Below are 19298 nucleotides of genomic sequence, written 5' to 3'. Positions count from 1 at the left end.
ACTAGTCTGGGGTTTGGATATTCGATAAATAGGAATAAACGCAAAGAAAGTAGGAAACTGCTACCGCTGCTGAGCCTATCAGAGTACAGGTCAACTTCAATTGGAAGTTACTTTTAAAAAACATTTGTGATTACACATTCTTGAAAACTAACACGTGAGAACAATTGTCGAATGACAGATCATTTGTCGTCTTAAAAAATTTTTGTCGTTGAGCGTTTCTATCGCTATTAAAGCCTAGATATATTTAAATGAAGAAATGCTGTATTTAAGACAATTATGGCTTTAAAGAGGAATCCTTACAAAGTGTTACTTAGCCCATAACCCCCTACTGGAAAAGATTTGAAGGATTTTTGGATTAACGATACTAATGTGTTAACAGCGACAAATAATTTGTTATCTGACAGTTCTGTTCGCGAGGTGAAATCAATGCAGATCGCACAAAATTCACTTTATATAATCTCGTCGTCGTCACCCTACTTGTTCAATAGCTCCTAACGCTTTGAGGGTTGCTTTTTGAGCTTCAGTCAAACCAGTTGTGCCGCTGATGTTCATCCCTTCGTAGAGACGAGGCGATCGCAAGGTATCTAAACATTCTCCTGTCTCGACCTGCCAAAGCTTAATCGCGCCATCGCTGCTACCGCTTGCCAAAATCTCACTATCTTCTCTACAAGCAACAGACCACACCTCCGTCTGATGTGTCAAGATTTGAAGGCATTCCCCCGACTCAACATCCCAGAGGCGAACTGTTTTGTCGAGGCTGCTGCTAACGACTAATGGGCGGATACTGTCTGCCGGGCAAAATTGAACCGTCCATATAGGAGCCGTATGACCTTGTAATGTTTGACATTTGCCCGTTTGAACGTCCCATAATCGCACTGTCTTGTCATCGCTGCTGCTAGCAATCGTGCGATCGTCGGGCGCATAAGCCACTGAAAAGATCATGCCTTTATGTCCCTGTAGGGTTTTGAGACAGTCGCCCGTCTCGATATTCCAAAGCTGAATCAGCTTATCCTCGCAGCCACTCGCTAACGTCTTACCATCCGAGCTAAACGCCACTGTCCAAGCGCGAGTGTTGAGAGGCAGCGTGGTTTTGCATTCGCCGGTGTGAATGTTCCAAAAGCGAATAACGCGATCGATGCCGCCGCTGCACAACGTCTGACCGTCGGGAGAAAAGGCGAGCGTGTAAACGGGGTTGGCGATTGCGGCGCTGCTTTGCAAGACCCGCAGCGGTTGACCCGTTGCCACCGCCCACAAGCGAATCTCACCTCTGTCGTCACTGCTGGCGACCATTTGACCGTCCGGGCTGAAGGCAACCGCCCAGATTCGATGTCTATGCCCTCTCAGCGCTCTGCTAAAGGCAGCGTGAGCAGTAGAAACATCCCACAGTCGCACGGTGGCATCATCACTGCTGCTGGCTAAAACGGGTGTTGTGGGGCTAAACGCGATCGAGCGGATGTTAGCGCTGTAGCCGTGCAGCGTTTTAATCGCCTCTTGGGTTTCGGTGTTCCAAAAAATTACGGTGCGATCGGGGCTGCAACTGGCAAAGCTGTGACCGTCTGGATGAAATGCAACCGACCAAACCCAACCCGAATGCTTTTGCAACACATTCAAACAGCGTCCAGTCTCGATTTCCCACAGCCGCACGGTGCAGTCAAATCCTGCACTGACCAAGATTTGCTGATTTGGACTAAAGGCGATCGAAGCCACTGAATCGGTATGTCCTTGAAGCATACTGAAGCAGGTTTTGGTTTCCATATTCCATAGACGAATGGTGCGATCCCAACTTCCACTCGCTAGCGTTTGACCATCTGGGCTAAAGGCAACAGCGCGGACATAAGCGGTATGTCCGTGCAAGGTGTGAATCAGCTGTCCAGTTGCTACCTGCCATAATTTGATGGTTTGGTCATAACTACAACTGGCGATCGTTTCACCATTGGGACTCACCGCAACGCCAATGACAAAATCAGTATGTCCAACCAGCGTTACACACTGCTGGGTTGCGATATTCCACAGCTTGACTGTGCGATCGTTGCCACAGCTGATTAACGTTTCACCATTAGGGCTAAAGGCAACAGATACAGCCCAGCCTGTATGTCCCTCAAACGTTTTACAACATTGACCTGTTGCCAAACTCCACAGCTTAATGGTGTGGTCTAGACTTGCCGTTGCTAAAAATTCACCATTAGGGCTAAATGCAGCGCAGGCAGTCCAAGAAAGATGTCCTTCTAAAGCCAGCAGTTCTTGATAAGTTGCCGTTTGATAAACTCGCGTCTTACCATCAATCAGACCAATCGCAAATTGCTCACCGTCAGGACTAAAGGCAATCCAGGTTGCTCCATCGAGAGCATCTGTAAAAACAGATTTAGCTAGATCAGCATTGGCAAAATTAGTACGATGTAGCATTGTGCCAACCAGATATGCCTGCCAAATACTCAGGTGCGAGAAATCGTAATCGTTTAGGTCAATTTCAAGCGATCGCAGCAGGTTAATAATATTTCCTCCTGCATAGCCCTCTACTCTAGAAGACTGCGATCGCAGCGTAGACAAAATCCTATCAAGGTGATGTTTAATCTCTTTTTTCGATCGAAATTGATTCACCAAACTTGCTGTCAGCGGTGCAAGAATAACGCGGATTTGACTGTCACGAATGTAGTCTTTTTCCTGTGCTTTGATCAGAGTATGACTGATGAATAAATCAGGATTTTGAGTATGAATTTCTTTGCAAACGCGATCGATTAGCTGTTCGGTTACATACTCCATCACAACGGGCTGTAAGGTAAACCGTCCAGCGTTCTTCTCGATCAGCGATCTCTGCCGTAACGAAAGCAAAACGTCAAGTAGTTCTGTTCTTGAACTGTCGTTAATAAAATCTTCTCGTAACTGAGCGATCGAAATCCATTCGCGAGCGATCGCTAACCAGTACATTGTTTGCTTTTCAAGTTCACTGAGTCGTTGAAACTGTTCGTCAAGTAGCAACGTAATGTCGCCAAACGCGATCGTGCCCTGCTCTAAGAACTGCGTAATGTTGCCATCAAAGACATCTCGAATGGTTGCCAAGACAATTTTTAGCGCCAGCGGGTTGCCTGAATAAGAAGTTGTTAAATTTTGCCACTCGTCAGAATTGCAGATAAAGCCGTCTGCTTGAAAGAGCGATTGAACGGCTGCTGTGTTCAGTCCGGTTAGGGAGAGCGATCGCACAGGCAAAATTTCACCTTCGAGCGGAAAGAGTGTTTTCGGCTTCTCTCGACTTGTTAATAATAAACAGCTTGAATGATGTTCGCTCCCGATGCGCCTCAAGAATTCGTCGTACTGCTCGTAGCCCGATCGATACTGTCCTGCTTGCACTCCATCTAGAATGGCTTCGACATTATCAAACACGATCAAGCAGCGCGAAGAACGCAACCGCTCAATGAGTTGAGAAATCTGCCCATCCAATGATTCAGCCTGAGTTACTTCTTGCTGATTAGCAAAAAATTTAAGTAGCTGAGTGAGAACGATTTCAATCGGTGGCGCATTGCGTAACGATTGCCAAACTAAATACTCAAACTTATTTTGAAGCTGTTCGGCTAGCTTTGCTGCTAGTGCGGTTTTACCGATACCACCCATGCCAATGAGTGCAACGAGCCGACAGCGATCGGATTCAATCCATTCATGCAGCAGCGCCATTTCTGCCTGACGACCGTAGAAGATTGAGACATCAATCGACTCTCCCCAATGCTGATATTGGTTCGTGTTAACAGACAAATTCGATTGCGCAAGTAACGTGGGTTCACTGTCTGCTTGTGAAGAAATTGCTATATCTTTCTTGCTTTGATTTGCTAAAGCAGTGTGTTGATTTTGAGCAAGCTGCCGACGTAGAACGGATTGAATGTTTTTCTTGGTGACTGGTTCTTCAAAAGCTTGACTGAGTTGAAACCAAAGCTCTTGTCCAATGTTGCGAATGTAGCTCGTGTCGTAACCGACCTGCTTAGCAATTTCTGGATAAGTTAATCCTTGCCAACTGTAGCAGAACACTAATTCATGAATATTTTTGAGCTTCTGCTCTTTAAGCAGTTCGTTTAGCAAGGCTAAGGCTTCCTCAGAAGTCATGAGTGAAGACCTCCTAATATAAATGCTCAGTATTGTATCTGTATTGTCAAACTAGAGGCAAATTTGTAAAAGATTCTGCTTTAGCGATTTACTCCTAAATTTGACCGTTTGCCAAAATACTCGCTTAAAAATTTAGCAGTACCAAAAGTGTACTTTGATACTCCATTCGGAAATTTAACTCAAGTAGCACTGATTCGTTCACTTTAACTCAAGCAACTCAAAAGATTAACGATTGCAATCTTCGGGCTTTAACAGTAGAACGATCAACTACGATGGTAATTTGAGCAGATTGATTCACCTAAGTGCTGCCTGCAAGGACTCTGTTTATGACTCCTGAGGAAGCTATTGTTTCGCTTGATGCCCTGCTGCCCGGACAAAAACTCAAAGACCTGCAAGAGGATGTGTTTCGCTACACCTGGCAGGGCTGGACTTATGCTGAGATTGCCGAGCAAATTGGCTACGATGTCGGACATGTCCGCGATGTCGGTGCGAAGCTATGGCAGCAGCTATCGATCGCCTTCGGGGAATCTGTCAATAAAAACAATGTGCAGGCGGTTGTACGCAGGCAAACACTACAGCTGCGATCAGCAACGCTTGACTCACCTGTCGAGATTCCTTCAAGCGGGAGCGCAACATCTTTAGAGGGGATCGCTCCACCTCAGCCTGCGATCCCGGCTCGCCAACACTGGGGAGAAATTATTGATATCCCCGTTTTTTACGGTCGCACTGAGGAACTGAATCAGCTAGAGCAGTGGATTGTCACGGACCAGTGTCGTCTGATTGCCCTAGTAGGAATGGGCGGCATCGGCAAAACAACCCTGGCAATCAAGCTGGTGGAACGGCTACAAGATCGATTTGAAGTTGTGATTTGGCGATCGCTCCGCAACGCTCCACCAATTGAAGAATTGTTCACAACCATTATTCCCCTACTATCTGAGCAAAAATTTGCATTGCCCACAACTCGCGCTGAACTTATTGCGCTGCTGATGCAGCATTTACGCGCTTCGCGCTGCTTGTTGGTTTTAGACAATGCTGAAACAGTTTTAGAGCAGGCGGCGATCGAATATGGAGAACTGTTTCAAAAAGTCGGTGCAGAACGTCACGCAAGCTGTTTAGTGTTGACGAGTCGAGAAAAGCCGAAGCCGTTTGATGCGCTAGAAGGAAAAACGCTGCCCGTCCGCACGATCGCGCTGAGTGGATTGCGGCTCGAAGATGTGCAGGCGATCGTCAAGGCTGAAGGTTGTTTTTATACTTCGGAAGCCGAACTGCACACGCTCGCTGAATGCTATTCTGGCAATCCGCTAGCGTTAAAAATTGTTGCAACAACTGTGCAAGATTTGTTTGACGGCAGCATCGCACAGTTTTTAGAACAGGGATTGATCTCGTTTGGCAACATTCGTACCCTAATTGCTGAACAGTTTCATCGTCTCTCAGAACTCGAAAAACAAGTGATGTATTGGCTGGCAATCCACCGCGAATGGGCAGGACTTGCCGAGCTGCGATCGGATCTGATGGCGGAGCGATCGCAAGTCCAGTTACTTGAAGCTTTGCAGGCGCTTAAACGCTGTTCTTTGATTGAGCAAACAGCAGGACGATTTACGCTGCAACCTGTGGTGATGGATTTTGTCACTGAGCATTTTATCGAGCAGGTGTATGAAGAAATTAAGACGCAGAATGTTCGCTTGTTCATCAGCCATGCTTTGATCAGAGCAGAGGCGAAAGACTACGTGCGCGAAAGTCAAATTCGCGTCATTCTTGCGCCATTTATCACCAGGCTATTGAATGAATGGCGATCGCAAACTGCGGTTTTAGATCAACTCGATCGCCTACTTGCCAAACTGAGAGTGGAGTATGGAACTTCAGCTGGATATGGTGGCGGCAATATTATTAACCTGTTGAATTATTTAGACATTGATTTAAATAATTACAACTTTTCAGGTTTGAGTATTTGGCAGGCATATCTACAAAACGTAAGTTTGCGCGGCGTGAACTTTACCGATGCAGATTTAGCGAAATCTGTGTTTACCGAGACACTGGCAACACCCGCCGCTGTTGCTTTTAGTCTGGATGGGCAACTTTTGGCAACGGGTGATCTCAATGGTGAAGTGCGGCTATGGCGAGCGAGCGACGGCAAGAACATTCAAGCATTTCGCGGTCACACAAGCTGGATATGGTCACTGGCGTTTAGTCCTGATGGCTGCACCCTCGCGAGTGGCAGTGACGATCGCACCATCAAGCTGTGGGATCTCAACACGGGGCAATGTCTGCAAACGCTCGAAGGACACACTGGCTCGATTTGGTCAGTGGCTTACAGCTCAGAGGGTCAATTTGCCAGCGGTAGTGAAGACCAAACAATCAAGCTGTGGGATTTGGGCACGGGGCAGTGTTTGCAGACCTTGAAGGGACATACAAACTGGGTGCGATCAATCGCCTTTTGTCCAATCCTGCCGATTCTAGCAAGTGCGAGTGACGATGCCACGATCAAGCTTTGGAATCTGCACACTGGAAATTGCGACCGCACCTTGAGCGGACATATTGGTCATGTCTGGTCGATCGCCTTTCGCCCAAACAGTTCTGTTTTAGCAAGCGGCAGCAGTGATTGCACCGTGCGATTGTGGCAAATTGAAACAGGCGAATGTTTGCAAATTATGCGCGGGCATACGAACTGGGTACGATCGATTGCCTTTTGTCCGCACGGACAACGCTTGGCAAGCGGCAGTGAAGATCAAACAATCAAGCTGTGGGATCTCGATACGGGTCAGTGTCAGCGGGCGCTTAAAGGTCATGCGAACTGGGTGCGATCAATCGCCTTTAGTCCCGATGGTCAAACGCTCGCCAGTGGCAGCGGCGATCACTGCGCCAAACTCTGGGATGTGGTGACGGGAAACTGTCAGCGGACGCTCAAAGGCTATACCAATCGTGTCTGGTCAGTGGCTTTCAGTCCCGATGGTGAAACTTTAGCCAGCGGCAATGACGACTACACAATCAAGTTGTGGAATGTCGGCAGTGGCAGGTGTACCCATGTCTTACAAGGGCATCGCAACGCCGTCTGTGCGATCGCATTTCATCCTAATGGCAAACTGCTCGCCAGCGGCAGCAGCGATCAAACCTTGAGGCTGTGGGATTTGCGATCGGGGCAGTGTTTGCAGACGCTGCACGGGCACACGAGCCGAGTTTGGTCGGTGGACTTCAGTCCAACTGAGCCACTGCTTGCCAGCAGCAGTGACGATCACACGATTAAGCTGTGGGATCTCAACACGGGGCAGTGTCGCCAAACCTTACAGGGTCATACAAGCTGGGTTTGCTCGATCGCCTTTAGCCCCAATGGTAAGCAAATCGTGAGCGGCAGCTACGATGAAACGCTCAAGCTATGGGATCTGGAAACGGGCGAATGTCTGCAAACTTTTGAGGGGCATACGATGTGGGTGTGGTCAGTATCGTTTAGCCCAACGGGTGAAACGATCGCGAGTGGCAGCGGCGACGATACCGTGAAGCTGTGGAATTTGCAGGGACAGTGCGACCGCACACTGCACACGGATTCTAATCGGATTTGGTCAATCACTTTTAGCCCTGACGGAGAATATTTGGCAAGCGGTGGTAGCGATCGCACGGTGAAGTTGTGGAATCTAACAACGGGCGAATGCGTCCAGACGCTTAGTGGACACACCAGCCTCGTCTGGTCGGTGGTTTTCAGTCCCAATGGTCGTTCGCTGGCGAGCGGTAGCCAAGACGAAACGATTCGACTTTGGGATTTGGAGACCGGAACTTGTCTCAATCTCCTCAAGGCTGATCGGCCTTACGAGCGCATGAACATCGCAGGTGTCACTGGACTGACTGAGGCGCAAATCGCCACGCTGCGCTCGTTAGGAGCGATTTTAGAGTAATCTAAATCTCGATCGATTCAAGGTAGGGTGATTAGCGTTTTTGCGATCGCTTGGTTTTGTCGTGGCGATCGCTCCACCCATCCTGCTCAGCACCCGACATCAGAATGTGATCTTTTCCGACTTTTAATCTGACTTTTTCAAACCGACAAGCAGAAAGCTAGCTCTTATTCTGAATATATGAGCGATGAAGCCGCGAGTTGAGAAGACAAAGCAAACTGACCTGCTGACGATTCACAACTTCCTCAACCCAGGCCAGATTCATACTCAGCTTTACTCAGGCTGCCCTTAGAAGCAATCAACCCAAAGCCCCTGCTTGACCTAATGCTTTCGAGGCAACCTGACCAGTTTAAATCAGCCAAACCGTTTGCTCAGACTTGTAGCAAGGCTACAGGTGGCTTTGGGCTGGGCGAGGAGCAGACGTTCAACGCTCATACACACATACACAAAAAAGGAAAACAAAACAATGGCAGTTATAGGAACCCCAACCAATGGAAGTGACTTTCTTATTGGTGATAGCTTAGATAACTTCATCGCTGCTTTAGGCGGCGATGACGTTGTCTTCGGTGGCTTTGGCAATGACACTCTCAATGGTAACGATGGCAATGACTTCCTTACGGGTGACTTTGGCAATGACACTCTCAATGGTGGCTTTGGCAATGACGAGCTACAGGGTAATGAGGACAATGACACTCTCTTCGGTGGCTTTGGCAATGACAAACTCTTAGGTGGCACAGGCAATGACACTCTCTTCGGTGACGCGGGCAATGACACTCTCAAAGGCTTCCTTGGTCTCAATGGAAATGAATTAGACACCCTAACTGGCGGTGGCGGAGCCGACACATTTTTGCTTGGAGATAAGGCTAGTTCCTTCTACCTGAACGTCAACGGCTCTAGTTTTGCCACAATTACTGACTTTAATGCCAGTCAGGGTGACAAGATTCAGATTAACGGCAGTATCTTTGGTAGTGGTTACACGCTAACCAAGAGCCAGAATTTCTCTGGTGGTTCCGCACTGGATACGCTCATCCACAAAAACGGTGACCTCATCGCGGTTGTGCAAGACACAACCAATGTGTTTGCTTCACTTGACTTTGTTTCTGCCTAGGTTGCAGGTTGTTTAACTTCCACTCAGGCAAAACAGCTAGAGTCTGGTGGGATAGCTCTTTTGCCTGTCCAATCAACTAGTAGAACATGGCACAACTACTCTTAAAGGCAACCTCTATACCATCAGCGGGCTGAAGGGAGCAGGTGACTATATCCTGCAAGTGTGCCAAAGCATCGGTAATACGCGGTTTTGCATGAACCTCGATCGCTCAACTGCTTAATTTGAGTTAGGTGGAGCGATTGTTCAAAAGAATTTTACTCGGCGATCGCTCCACACAACCTGTTTTCATTCCACATCGCGATTTGGGTTCTTCAACTCTTATAGCCCAACAAACAAAAGCGTTCCGGTCGATTAACTGCTCGGTGGATCATCTTTGACGGAAGATTGACCTGCAAATGGCTAATCGAATAGCTAAAACCTTATTCTTCAGCACAGCCGTTAACGTTCTGTTCGGCAATGCCGCTCATTTGCCCACCAAACTTACTTGAAATTTAGGAGCTTTAATATGATTCACCACATTTCGATCGCAACCCATAATCCGCTTCGTGTCGCTGAAGTTTTAGCCGAATTGCTAAATGGAGAAGTTGTTCCATTTGCTTCTAATCCAGGTAGCTATGTTGCCCTTGCGTTTGACGCTTACGGCACCCTAATAGAAGTGCATCCGCGTGGATTGGAACTTCGACCAGGAATTGACGAAGCCGCCGTTCAGCATCAGGTGAACCCTCACCCCTCTGCTTACACTGCAACTCATGCCGCAATCTCAGTCTTAGTTAGCGAAACTGAAATTCGCTCGATTGCAGCTCGTGAAGGTTGGCGGGTCGAGCGCTATAAACGTGGCGATGCCTTCTTTGAGGTCATTGAGCTTTGGATTGAAAATCATCTGCTGCTAGAACTGCTGCCGCCTGAGCTTTCGGCTCAATATCTTGCCTTTTTAGAACCGCGATCGCTCAAGGAATTTCTGGTAGCAACAAGCTAGTTCAACGGAGTCATGCTATGAACAACACTCTACTATTTTCTAATTCGCTTCTCGAAGACTTTTGAGATATTTTGAAATCAACGTTACTAGCCAGTACAACATGAATCTTCTTCAGCGCTTTTTACAAACTGCACTGCGTCGATATCGCTATGTAGTTGTGGCGATCAATGGCATCGGGTTAGATTGTAGTCCACAGTAATAAAGCACCTAGAAGACCAGCATTTTTGTAGAGATATCTATCATGCAAGTCTCGATTCAAGGTCTTTTTGAAACACATCTGACGGTGAGAAATTTGGCAACCTCGATCGCTTTTTATCGAGACGTGGTTGGGCTGGAGTTGGCTTACCTTGTACGCGATCGCGCCGCTGCTTTCTTCTGGATTGGAGGGCGGGGGCAAGCGATGCTAGGTCTATGGGAAGTAGGTGATGCTCCAAACGGAATGCGTTTGCATTTAGCGTTTACAAGCACGGTTGAGCAAATTCTTACTGCTCCATCAGCATTAATATCTAGTGATGTTGTTCCAAAAGGATTCTACGGCGAACCTGTTGAAGAACCAATTGTTATTGGTTGGATGCCCGCCCTCTCGCTTTATTTCACCGATCCAGACGGGCATTTGTTGGAATATCTGGCAATGCTGCCGCAAGAGCCTTGTCCTGAAGTAGGGATAGTTCCTTACAGTCAGTGGCAGCTAAAGTAATAGTCGCAGTAGTTATAAAGTTTGAGAAAGTGCAGCCCAATAAAAGAGTAGAGGAACAACCTGCGATCGCTTTCAGCAACCGGATACACAAGAAGAACTGCTCGAAAAAACTTTAATCTTCAACGGCTATGAACGATATTGAACAATAGAGCTAGCCCTTGAAAGGCTAAAAAGTGAATTGCACTTGTATGTAAATGAAGGAGAATTATCACAATGTCTACCGAATCCAACAAAGCAATCGTTCGGCGCTTCTACGAAGAAGTTTTCAATCAGCGCAACGTCGATCTTATTGATGAGCTAGTTTCGCCCGAATTCAACAATAACGATCCAACTCCGGTTGCTTCTCGCGATCCTGAATCGATGAAACAGTTTATTCATACGATCACAATGGCATTCCCCGATCATCACCATCAGATTGAAGATTTGATTGCCGAGGGCGATCGCGTCGTTATGTGCTGCACTCTAACCGCCACTCACAAAGGCCGATTTCCAGGATTTCTAGAAATGCCACCAACGGGAAACTCAATTTGTCAGAGACAAATTCATATTTTGCGAGTGCAAAATCATCAGATTGTAGAGCATTGGGTGGTACGAGACGACATGGCAATGATGCAGCAGCTTGGTGTTCTTCCAACAGGTATATCTGTTTAGCAACATAACCTCATAAAGATTTGCCCCTAGTCAAATGAGAACAGCTTGAAATAAAGAGAAACCCACGATGATTCATCATCTTTCTATCGCCGCTCAAAACCCAAAACAGGTTGCTTATGTTTTAGCAGAGCTGTTTCAGGGAGAAGCCTTTCCGTTTCCTGATGCTCGATATCCTGACAGCTACGTTGCCCTGACTTTTGATATGCATGGAACCGTTGTTGACGTGCATCCCTTCACGACTGAACTCATTCCTGGCTCTCAAGATGACACGATGTTTCAGCGTAGACAAAATCCTGATGCATCTCCCTATACCGCTACCCATGCAGCAATTTCAGTCCCAGCTAGCGAAGAGCAAGTTCGGGCGATCGCTGCTCGTGAAAATTGGCAGATGAGGCATCGCCGTGGCTTGTTTGAAGTAATTGAACTCTGGATCGAAAATCGCGTTTTGATTGAGCTGTTACCGCCTACGATCGCTTCTGGTTACCTTACTTTTATGGAACCCCACAGATTAAAGCAATTCTTTGCCGCGAAAGCTGCATCCACTGAGCAAAAAACTTCTCACCAATCCGTTATCGAGAGAGTTCACAATGAAAACTCAACTGTTTGAAGACGTACTTCAGTTCTGGTTTCCGCCGTCATTTGACCAGGATCAAGCAACTTTAGTTCGTCAGTTTCATTGGTGGTTTCGTGGAGGTGGAAATGCCGATATTATCCAGCAGTTTGCGCCTTTGCTAGAACGGGCGATACAAGGTGAACTAGATAACTGGTCGCACGAACCGCGATCGCGACTGGCATTAATCATCGTCCTCGATCAGTTTTCGCGAACCATCTATCAGGGGACGGCTCAAGCATTCGCTCAAGATTCAAAAGCTTGCTCATTGGCATTAGAAGGAATCGAGATCAATCATTACGCAGCACTTGAGACTCCCTGGGAGAAAACCTTCTTCTTTCTGCCGCTAGGACACTCTGAAGATCTCAGGAATTTGGAACTCGTAACCAAACTGGGAGATAACCTCATGCAGGAAGCCTCGCCGAACGATCGAGCCTTGCTAGAATTCTCAGCAGAACAAGCGCACCGACATCGGGAGGTGATTGCTCGATTTGGTCGCCATCCCCATCGCAATGAAGTTTTAGGGAGATTATCCACTCCCGCTGAGCTTGAGTATCTGGCTACAGGTCAACTGGTGCATACGCGATCGTTTCCGCCTCACCTACAGCAGCTACTTTAAAGCAGATGTCTGTACTTGAGTATAGAAATAAGCAACCTGAGTTCGGGATAAGTTGAAACCCGAATTCTAAGGTCATAGAATTCAGCCGGTTTTTACGTAGCTCAGTCATTTCAAGCAATCATTAACCCTTGAGCGTCCTTAACCAGAACTGACAGCTTGGGAAAGCTGAAATCCCCTTTATGGCTTAGTTTTAGCAACGGACAAAAAAATGGTCGTTAAGGCTGAAAAGCTTGCTAGCCAAAGCTTCTGTCGAGCAGGCAATTTAGATACTTGGTGCCTCAAACTGCCCCATTTTGAGCCATTAATGGGACAGTCTAAATTGCAAAGAACGATTTTGTGCCATTTCAGGTTTCTACTGTTCAATTAGGCAATCACCGAAAATGGGACAATTACCTTTGGTGCTTCACTAACGATCAGAATTTTTCCGCTACTAATATCAAGCCTTTATGACCAACGACAATAACGCGAGCGCGATTTTGAGGCACACAAAAATCAACGGCATTTAATAACTTAACTTTGACTACATATCTAAAGACTGAAGTTCTTGAGTCACTTCATCCAAGTACCATTTGTTTCACTAAAGAAGACCACGAACATTCTCAAACAGCCAAATGTCTGGACAAAGTTTTTTAACAGCACTGATAAAAACAGGAAAGCCATCCCGTGAGTCTTTCAGACCTTTTTGTTTATCTCTCACACTAAACGGACGAAATATAGCGAAGCTGCAACGGGCAATTGAGTACAAAATTACTATGTCAGAAGTGACATCGCTTGCATACTTTAATCTGTCCAGAAATCCTTAAAGCGCCCTGGAGCTAACTCAATGTAGCGAACCGTATGCTGAATGTTCTTATGTCCCAAATAAGCTTGAATCACTCTAGTGTCATGCCCTTTGGAAGCGAGATAGAATCCACAGGCGTGGCGTAGCATGTGTAGATGAACTGGGAAGGGTAATCCAGCTTTTTCCCCAGCTATATCGTCATCCTCGACTTTCCCGACCGGCGATCACGTTCTTCGCAGCGGTTTAAGCATTCTTATCAAGAAAACCAGAATCCTCGATTGGAGTTGAGAGAGGATTTTCTTCTAGTCCTGAATATCCAGGTCTTACCACCAGGAAAGGCGATCGCTCACTTCAGCGAACAAGACTAAATTTAAGAGAGTGTCGATCTTCAGCACATTAGGTCTACTGGAGTGGAATTAACCTGGTGTGCCGAGAACAGTTACAAGCTGATTGGGTTCCAAGGCATCTGTTGAGCACATCAAACAGATAACAGGGGTGAGGACAGCGCTGGATAGGTTTATCAGTGAGGTTTCGGCTGAAGTTTTTGGGCGGTTGGCGTTGGTTGGCGGGAAAACACCAACCCGTTAGCGGGAAAATTGAGCAGAGAAACGAGCAACTGAAGTGTGTTCAACACCTTACGGCATCTCTCGGTATAGTGACTAAGTTGGCAACCATTTCGGTGCGCCGAAATCCCGTGTTTAACCCCTTACGGCATCTCTGGATGAGTCACGGGTTTGCTGCACTTCCTACAAAGTTCAACGCCTTACAGCATCAGTGGAGGATAAATGACAACTTCAGGAAAGCTTGAAATCACGATTAAAATCAGCGAATTTCCAGCCGATATAAAAACGGTTGAGAATGGCTGGAAGTCATTTGAAATTGACTGTGACGGGCGGCTTGTCAGTGTTACTGTTAAACCGAAAGTCTTTAAGAAGTTAGAACAGGCACAAGCCGAGTACCCCATGTGGGTGGCGGCGATCGCCGGAAAGATGGTAGAGACGAGTGAAAATGGCTTTGTGCTAGTGGAGCCAAACATCCAAGTTTTTGAGAAAAAGCCAAAGGAGCCAAAAGAGGCACTTGGGGTGGAGTGAGGCACGATCGCGCTTCAGCATCTAAGTGATCGCATTTGTCACCTTCGGGCGATCGCTTATGGACTGCCCAAAAGTCCAACTTTTTGCTTTCAGATACCCAAAGTACAGAGCCAGAGGTGGGCTTCAGGACTAATCACCCGCGTATCATTGCAGATTTGATTAAACGGTTTGACACCGCCAAGGATCTGGAGAAGCAGTAATCTGCCAAATTCTGGAGGATTCGCTCTAGCGCGATCTCGCTCTAGATCAATCTTTGTAACCCTTTTATAGGGTGTGTCGTGCATCCCACAAGACCTGATAGCGATCGCTGTCTCGACTAACGACTCCCTACCGAGTGAAGCTAGAATTCGGAGCGCCGAATTCTAGAGAGCGATCGCACTCAAGATTTGCAACTCCTTGCTGAATCGGAACAACTGTGGACACCAGAGGGAACAAACTATTATTTACAAATTCAGGGTCACGGATTTTACTTGATAATGGTGATAGTAGCGCAGGCATAAGCAAAAATCATCGATTGCGCCCGAAACCCTGATTCTCTCGTGAAGCGGATAGAGCGGGATTGATAAGCCCGGTTGAATCCGGCAATCCGAAATCTTTCAAACAACGCTAGAACTATACTTTTCGGCATCTATTCCACGAAATCCGTCTTTCGTGTAATCTGGGGATTAACTAGAAAATACCACCATGAAGGTTAGCGGCAACGGGCAAGGAAAAATCCTCACCTCAGATGAATTGAGGCGGTTGTTCACCGATGGGTTTAAGTCGCCACGCGATCGCGCTTTGTTTGGCATCTGTCTTTTTACCGGGTGTCGGGTGTCGGAAGCACTGGCGCTCCAGACTACTGACATTAGAAGTGGAACGTTGACTTTCAGGAAGTCTACCACGAAGGGAAAACTGAAAACCCGCGTTGTGGACATTCAACCTGCACTCGCGGCAATACTGGCAGAATACCAACTCGCTCAAGCAGGGGCGCTGTTTCCGTCTGGGGTCAGAGGGAAGGAACACCTGAGTCGGTTCATGGCTGATAAGATTCTGAAGGATGCGTGCCAGCGCATCTTTGTCGAGGGAGTCAGTACCCACAGCTTCCGGCGCACTGCTCTGACTCAAATGCACAATGCCGGGATACCGCTGAGGCACATTCAGGAGATATCGGGTCACAACGACCTGGGTACTTTGCAGCGGTATCTAGAAGTATCGCCAGAGCAGAAGCGCAAGGCGGTATCGATGATTGGTTGGTGAAGGTTTTTGGGTGCGATCGCCTGATTATTTTTGAAAGGACTGGTTTTCACAAGCGATCGCGACCTTTGTATGTTGGGCGATCGCTGGACGTTTGATGAGGGTATTCTGAAGGCTTCTGGCGTTCAGACGCAAACCGCAGAGATCGCCCTGACAGTACCGAAGGTGAAGGCTCTTGCAGGGGAGGATAGCTTGGCATTCACGTTTTGTCGGATTACGGCACACAACTCCTGCCGGATCAAGTGGCGGGTTCCAGGTCAAACAATATGCAGTCTGAGCGCGAGCATTCCTCCTAACACCACCAATCCGAGCGCCCGACGGAAGTAGTTGACCCCATCAAACAACTCCTGCCACGCCCAGGTGAACAAAGCACCGAACCCCACTAGATCAAATCCTGTCTGGAGATTGCCGATGGTTGCTGGGATTGTTCCAAACTAAGCTGTATGTCTTTTTCCCTAGCCTGGTGTTGGATTAAGTGGATAGCTTCAGGTTCGGGCAAAGCTGCCAGCCGAATGGTGCTGGTAAAAGGAGTGGGTTCTCGACTGGTGATAACCCGCGTCACCGTAGCAGGCAGGTCGTATAAAAAGCCGAGCAAATCCTCCTGCTGTTGGTGAGTTTCCAAGTTATCTACAATCAGCAGAGTTCGCAACTTTTCTAGGCAGTTGTGAATCTGCTCCCAAGCTTCCTCAAAACTAGCTGTAGGGGTATCGCAACTGGGCAGAGTCCGGGCAATGGCTTGAAAAATTTTCCCCAAAGTTCGCTCTTGCCGAAAGTGCATTAAGATGCGGCAGGCAGTAAGCTGTTGGGTTTTGGCAGAGGTAAAAATAATCGACTCAAACCTGGGAGCATCTTGGCTGGCTTGTAAACAATAGTGAGCAACGTCTAAAAGTAAGGTTGTCTTGCCCATACCACCCATGCCTTCTAAGGCAATTCGAGGCGTGGGATGCTCAAACGAAAGCCATTCCAACAGTCTTTTTACCTCAGCTTCACGCCCTACTAATGTGGTGTAGTCACGCGGTGGAAGGTTGTGGTAGGGATGTTGGGGAAATTTCAGCAATTTAAAATTATCGCCTTGTCTCCTGCTCTCGCTGGCGTTGTCTTGTTGTTGGTAAAGTTTTTGCTGGAGAACTGCCCTGAGGTTGGTTTTACTCACTTTTTCTCCTAGTGCGTCGGAGAGATGTTTCCAGAGTTTTGGACCAATGTCGTTTTTCAGGTATTCGAGGGTGTAACCTTCTGCATTGGCAATTTGAGGATACTTTTGACCTTGTTAAGTACCCTGCAACACAAGAACTTCAATATTGGAAAGGTGTTTGCCTGTGGCATTGAAAACGGCAGCGTCCACCAATCCTAGCACCTGTTTGAATGGAATATCCTCGTTATCTGTTTGACTCATGCGGTATATCTTACCTTTTCTCTATCTTTTTGGAATACACCAAATCCAATTTTACAATCATCTGACTTTCTCCCTAACTTTTCCTTGCTTACAAAGAGTGCTTCAAGCTATTAAAGAACAGTTTAGGTTTAACCAAATCTAATTTGTAGGGAACGATGATAGCGCTTTTAATCTGACAACAATCCTTTTTTTGCAAACCGCTGAGGGCACAGAAGACCCAGAGGGAGAAAAAGCGATCGCTTAACCTACCATCTTGATTCATGGTGATTGCACTAGAGACTAGCCTTCCTCAACTCTCCATCAATTTGGCTTGCGATCAATTTTTCTCAATAACAGACTTTACTATTGCGAAAATACGAATTTAACTGTATTGACTTTTCAAATATTTTGTGGATTGTTACTATTTTATATACGAAGTTATATATATTGACCTATCGAATATTTTGTGGAATTTAGGTTGCATACATAAAAGGGAGTATTTATCAATCTATCTAGTTAAAGATTGAGCAAAGTCATTGCTTATTCTTTTAAAGATTAATTTTTGAACACATTTACAAACATACGAACTTTTATATATCGACACTATTGAGCCAATTAAGCATACTGAATAGCGAGTAATGAATTGAAGCTTAAATAATTAATTATTTGACAATATTTACTATTCAAATCATCTTTATTCACAAACTTAACCTCGCCTTTTGAAGGATTAGATTTTATGGATTTCCAAAGTTTTTCATTTAAAGCAAAAAACTTTGGGGAGAGGTGTTGTTACTGTTTTTTTAACATCCCTCAAAATCAGACTATCTTGTAAATTTCTATTGAGAAAACAAGAATAAATCAAAAGCTAGAAAGCAGAAGGACAGTCTTAAAAGTGAATCGCCATGAGATTAATTTTTTCATAAAACACTGGGAGAATTATTTCCATATGTACTCTTTTAATGTAATTGAAACCGATAAATTTTTAGAAATTGCAAGAAACATAGGCATGACACTTAGAAGAGAAATTAACCATCATCAAAACCTTGATGAAGTTGGGCAAGTCCTGGATGGAATTGCCTTTATTGATTCCAGGCTAGAAGATTACCAAAGTTTAGTTGCTGGAGTTGCGCCAGGAATTGAGGTGGTTGTCCTCGACTCTAGACAGGATGGTGTGGAGCAGATTAGTCGGGCACTGGCGGAACGGCAGAGAGTTAGCAGCGTCCACATTGTCTCTCATGGTGCTTCTGGTGCAATTTATATTGGCGATCGCGAACTCAGTCTAGAAACCCTAAATCACTATGGAAACGAACTTTTAAGCTGGGCAGATTGGCTAGCTCCCAATGCTGAACTGTTAATTTACGGTTGTGAAGTTGCAAAAGGCGATCGCGGACAAGCCTTTATCCACCGCTTGAGTGAGTTAACCGGAGCCTCTGTCCACGCTTCAACGACGAGGGTTGGTAACGCAGATTTAGAGACGAATTGGAGGCTTGATAGAACGATACCTGTTGCTAATCGACAGAGTCGCTCACAGGTAGAACCACAGCTTGCTTTTTGTAAAGAAGTTATTGAAACATATTCAGGAATTTTTATGGCAACTTTTAAATGGAGTGGTGGCGGTACAACTAATAACTGGACTGAGGCAGCAAACTGGAGCCTCGTTAGTGGCACAGGATCAGATGCAGACGGTATTCCTGATGCAGATGATGTGGCGTCTTTTGATGGGACATCGACCAAAAATGCCACTATTAATGGCAATGTCAGTATTCAAAATCTTCAGGTGGCGGCTGCTTATACAGGAAGCATTAGCCTGGGTTCAAATATATTGGCGGTTTCAGGAGGATTTGCGATCGCAAATGCCAGTAGTTTTGACTCAGGGACAGGAACAGTACGCTTCACGGGAAATCAGACTGTAGACAGCACAGCAGCACTGTACAACCTGGAAATTGCAACCGCTACTGGTAGTCTAACTCTAGTGAAAGATTTGGTGGTCAGCAACGACCTCACCATCACCGATGTCAATCAAATTGCCGGCAGTGGTGGCACCTTCAACATCCAGGTGAGTGGAGATGTCATCACCAACGATGCCAACTTTAACAACAGCAACTCTGCCATTCAACTGGTAGGCAGCACCGACCAGAGTATCAGTGGTACTGGGGTGCTGTGGAACCTTGACATTGCCAAAACGGG

Annotated in this window: 17 protein-coding genes and 2 pseudogenes; 12 read left to right on the top strand and 7 right to left on the bottom strand. The window is 46.5% G+C overall.

What is annotated here, in order from left to right; all coding sequences use genetic code 11:
* Positions 1-468: 468 nt before the first annotated feature.
* Positions 469-4089 (bottom strand): WD40 repeat domain-containing protein, encoded by a 3621-nt coding sequence (locus tag NDI44_RS27490; protein ID WP_190416179.1) that lies wholly within the window; start codon positions 4087-4089, stop codon positions 469-471.
* Between the two features lie 326 nt (positions 4090-4415).
* Between NDI44_RS27490 and NDI44_RS27485 the strand changes: the two genes are divergently transcribed.
* The 7 genes from NDI44_RS27485 to NDI44_RS27455 all read left to right on the top strand — a co-directional run bounded on the left by NDI44_RS27485 (position 4416) and on the right by NDI44_RS27455 (position 12631).
* A complete protein-coding gene (locus NDI44_RS27485) occupies positions 4416-7973 on the top strand; it encodes an NB-ARC domain-containing protein (protein WP_190416178.1) in 3558 nt (1185 codons plus the stop codon).
* Between the two features lie 463 nt (positions 7974-8436).
* Positions 8437-9078, top strand: a complete 642-nt coding sequence (locus NDI44_RS27480; protein ID WP_190416177.1) for a calcium-binding protein — start codon at positions 8437-8439, stop codon at positions 9076-9078.
* A 505-nt stretch (positions 9079-9583) separates the two neighbouring features.
* A complete protein-coding gene (locus NDI44_RS27475; RefSeq protein ID WP_190416176.1) occupies positions 9584-10054 on the top strand; it encodes a hypothetical protein in 471 nt (156 codons plus the stop codon).
* Between the two features lie 241 nt (positions 10055-10295).
* Positions 10296-10751: a VOC family protein gene (locus tag NDI44_RS27470; protein WP_190416174.1), complete on the top strand. Its 456-nt coding sequence runs from the start codon at positions 10296-10298 to the stop codon at positions 10749-10751.
* Positions 10752-10964: 213 nt separating this feature from the next.
* Positions 10965-11402, top strand: coding sequence for an ester cyclase (locus NDI44_RS27465; RefSeq protein ID WP_190416173.1), 438 nt, complete (start codon positions 10965-10967; stop codon positions 11400-11402).
* Between the two features lie 67 nt (positions 11403-11469).
* Complete coding sequence (locus NDI44_RS27460; RefSeq protein ID WP_190416172.1) at positions 11470-12009, top strand: hypothetical protein; 540 nt, start codon at positions 11470-11472, stop codon at positions 12007-12009.
* The gene (locus NDI44_RS27455; RefSeq protein ID WP_190416171.1) at positions 11990-12631 is read left to right on the top strand and encodes a DUF924 family protein; all 642 of its coding nucleotides are present in this window, start codon (positions 11990-11992) and stop codon (positions 12629-12631) included. Before NDI44_RS27460 ends, NDI44_RS27455 begins: the two co-directional genes overlap by 20 nt.
* 440 nt (positions 12632-13071) lie before the next feature.
* Here NDI44_RS27455 and NDI44_RS27450 read toward each other — a convergent pair.
* Both NDI44_RS27450 and NDI44_RS27445 read right to left on the bottom strand, forming a co-directional pair.
* Positions 13072-13340 (bottom strand): annotated as a pseudogene (locus NDI44_RS27450) (DNA cytosine methyltransferase); the annotation flags it as partial.
* A gap of 71 nt (positions 13341-13411) precedes the next feature.
* A pseudogene (locus NDI44_RS27445) lies at positions 13412-13603 on the bottom strand (tyrosine-type recombinase/integrase); the annotation flags it as partial.
* 332 nt (positions 13604-13935) lie between these two features.
* Between NDI44_RS27445 and NDI44_RS27440 the strand changes: the two are divergent.
* Positions 13936-14220, top strand: coding sequence for a hypothetical protein (locus NDI44_RS27440; protein WP_190416169.1), 285 nt, complete (start codon positions 13936-13938; stop codon positions 14218-14220).
* Positions 14198-14503 carry a fertility inhibition FinO-like protein gene (locus tag NDI44_RS27435; RefSeq protein WP_190416168.1) on the top strand — a complete coding sequence of 102 codons (306 nt, stop codon included), beginning with the start codon at positions 14198-14200 and terminating at the stop codon, positions 14501-14503. Before NDI44_RS27440 ends, NDI44_RS27435 begins: the two co-directional genes overlap by 23 nt.
* Before the next feature lie 89 nt (positions 14504-14592).
* On the opposite strand, the gene NDI44_RS27430 is transcribed toward NDI44_RS27435, so the two are convergent.
* Together NDI44_RS27430 and NDI44_RS27425 are read right to left on the bottom strand one after the other, a co-directional pair.
* The gene (locus NDI44_RS27430; protein ID WP_190416167.1) at positions 14593-14787 is read right to left on the bottom strand and encodes a hypothetical protein; all 195 of its coding nucleotides are present in this window, start codon (positions 14785-14787) and stop codon (positions 14593-14595) included.
* 182 nt (positions 14788-14969) lie between these two features.
* Positions 14970-15131 carry a hypothetical protein gene (locus NDI44_RS27425; protein ID WP_190416166.1) on the bottom strand — a complete coding sequence of 54 codons (162 nt, stop codon included), beginning with the start codon at positions 15129-15131 and terminating at the stop codon, positions 14970-14972.
* 56 nt (positions 15132-15187) lie between these two features.
* On the opposite strand from NDI44_RS27425, the gene NDI44_RS27420 reads away from it, so the two are divergent.
* Both NDI44_RS27420 and NDI44_RS27415 read left to right on the top strand, forming a co-directional pair.
* The gene (locus NDI44_RS27420; protein WP_190416165.1) at positions 15188-15742 is read left to right on the top strand and encodes a site-specific integrase; all 555 of its coding nucleotides are present in this window, start codon (positions 15188-15190) and stop codon (positions 15740-15742) included.
* Positions 15743-15772: 30 nt separating this feature from the next.
* A complete protein-coding gene (locus NDI44_RS27415) occupies positions 15773-16066 on the top strand; it encodes a hypothetical protein (protein ID WP_190416164.1) in 294 nt (97 codons plus the stop codon).
* Positions 16067-16121: 55 nt separating this feature from the next.
* Here NDI44_RS27415 and NDI44_RS27410 read toward each other — a convergent pair whose 3' ends face one another.
* Both NDI44_RS27410 and NDI44_RS27405 read right to left on the bottom strand, forming a co-directional pair.
* Positions 16122-16892, bottom strand: a complete 771-nt coding sequence (locus NDI44_RS27410; protein WP_190416163.1) for an NB-ARC domain-containing protein — start codon at positions 16890-16892, stop codon at positions 16122-16124.
* Between the two features lie 114 nt (positions 16893-17006).
* Entirely contained in the window at positions 17007-17132 is a 126-nt protein-coding gene (locus NDI44_RS27405; RefSeq protein WP_277877713.1) for a hypothetical protein, read from the bottom strand.
* Between the two features lie 985 nt (positions 17133-18117).
* On the opposite strand from NDI44_RS27405, the gene NDI44_RS27400 reads away from it, so the two are divergent.
* On the top strand, positions 18118-19298 hold a 1181-nt coding region (locus tag NDI44_RS27400; protein WP_190416162.1), incomplete at its 3' end, for a DUF4347 domain-containing protein.

The sequence above is a fragment of the Trichocoleus sp. DQ-A3 genome, assembly GCF_039961975.1.
Classification (GTDB): domain Bacteria; phylum Cyanobacteriota; class Cyanobacteriia; order Cyanobacteriales; family FACHB-T130; genus FACHB-T130.
The sequence above is the reverse complement of the archived record's forward strand: the minus strand, read 5'-3'. Positions and strand labels throughout refer to the sequence as shown.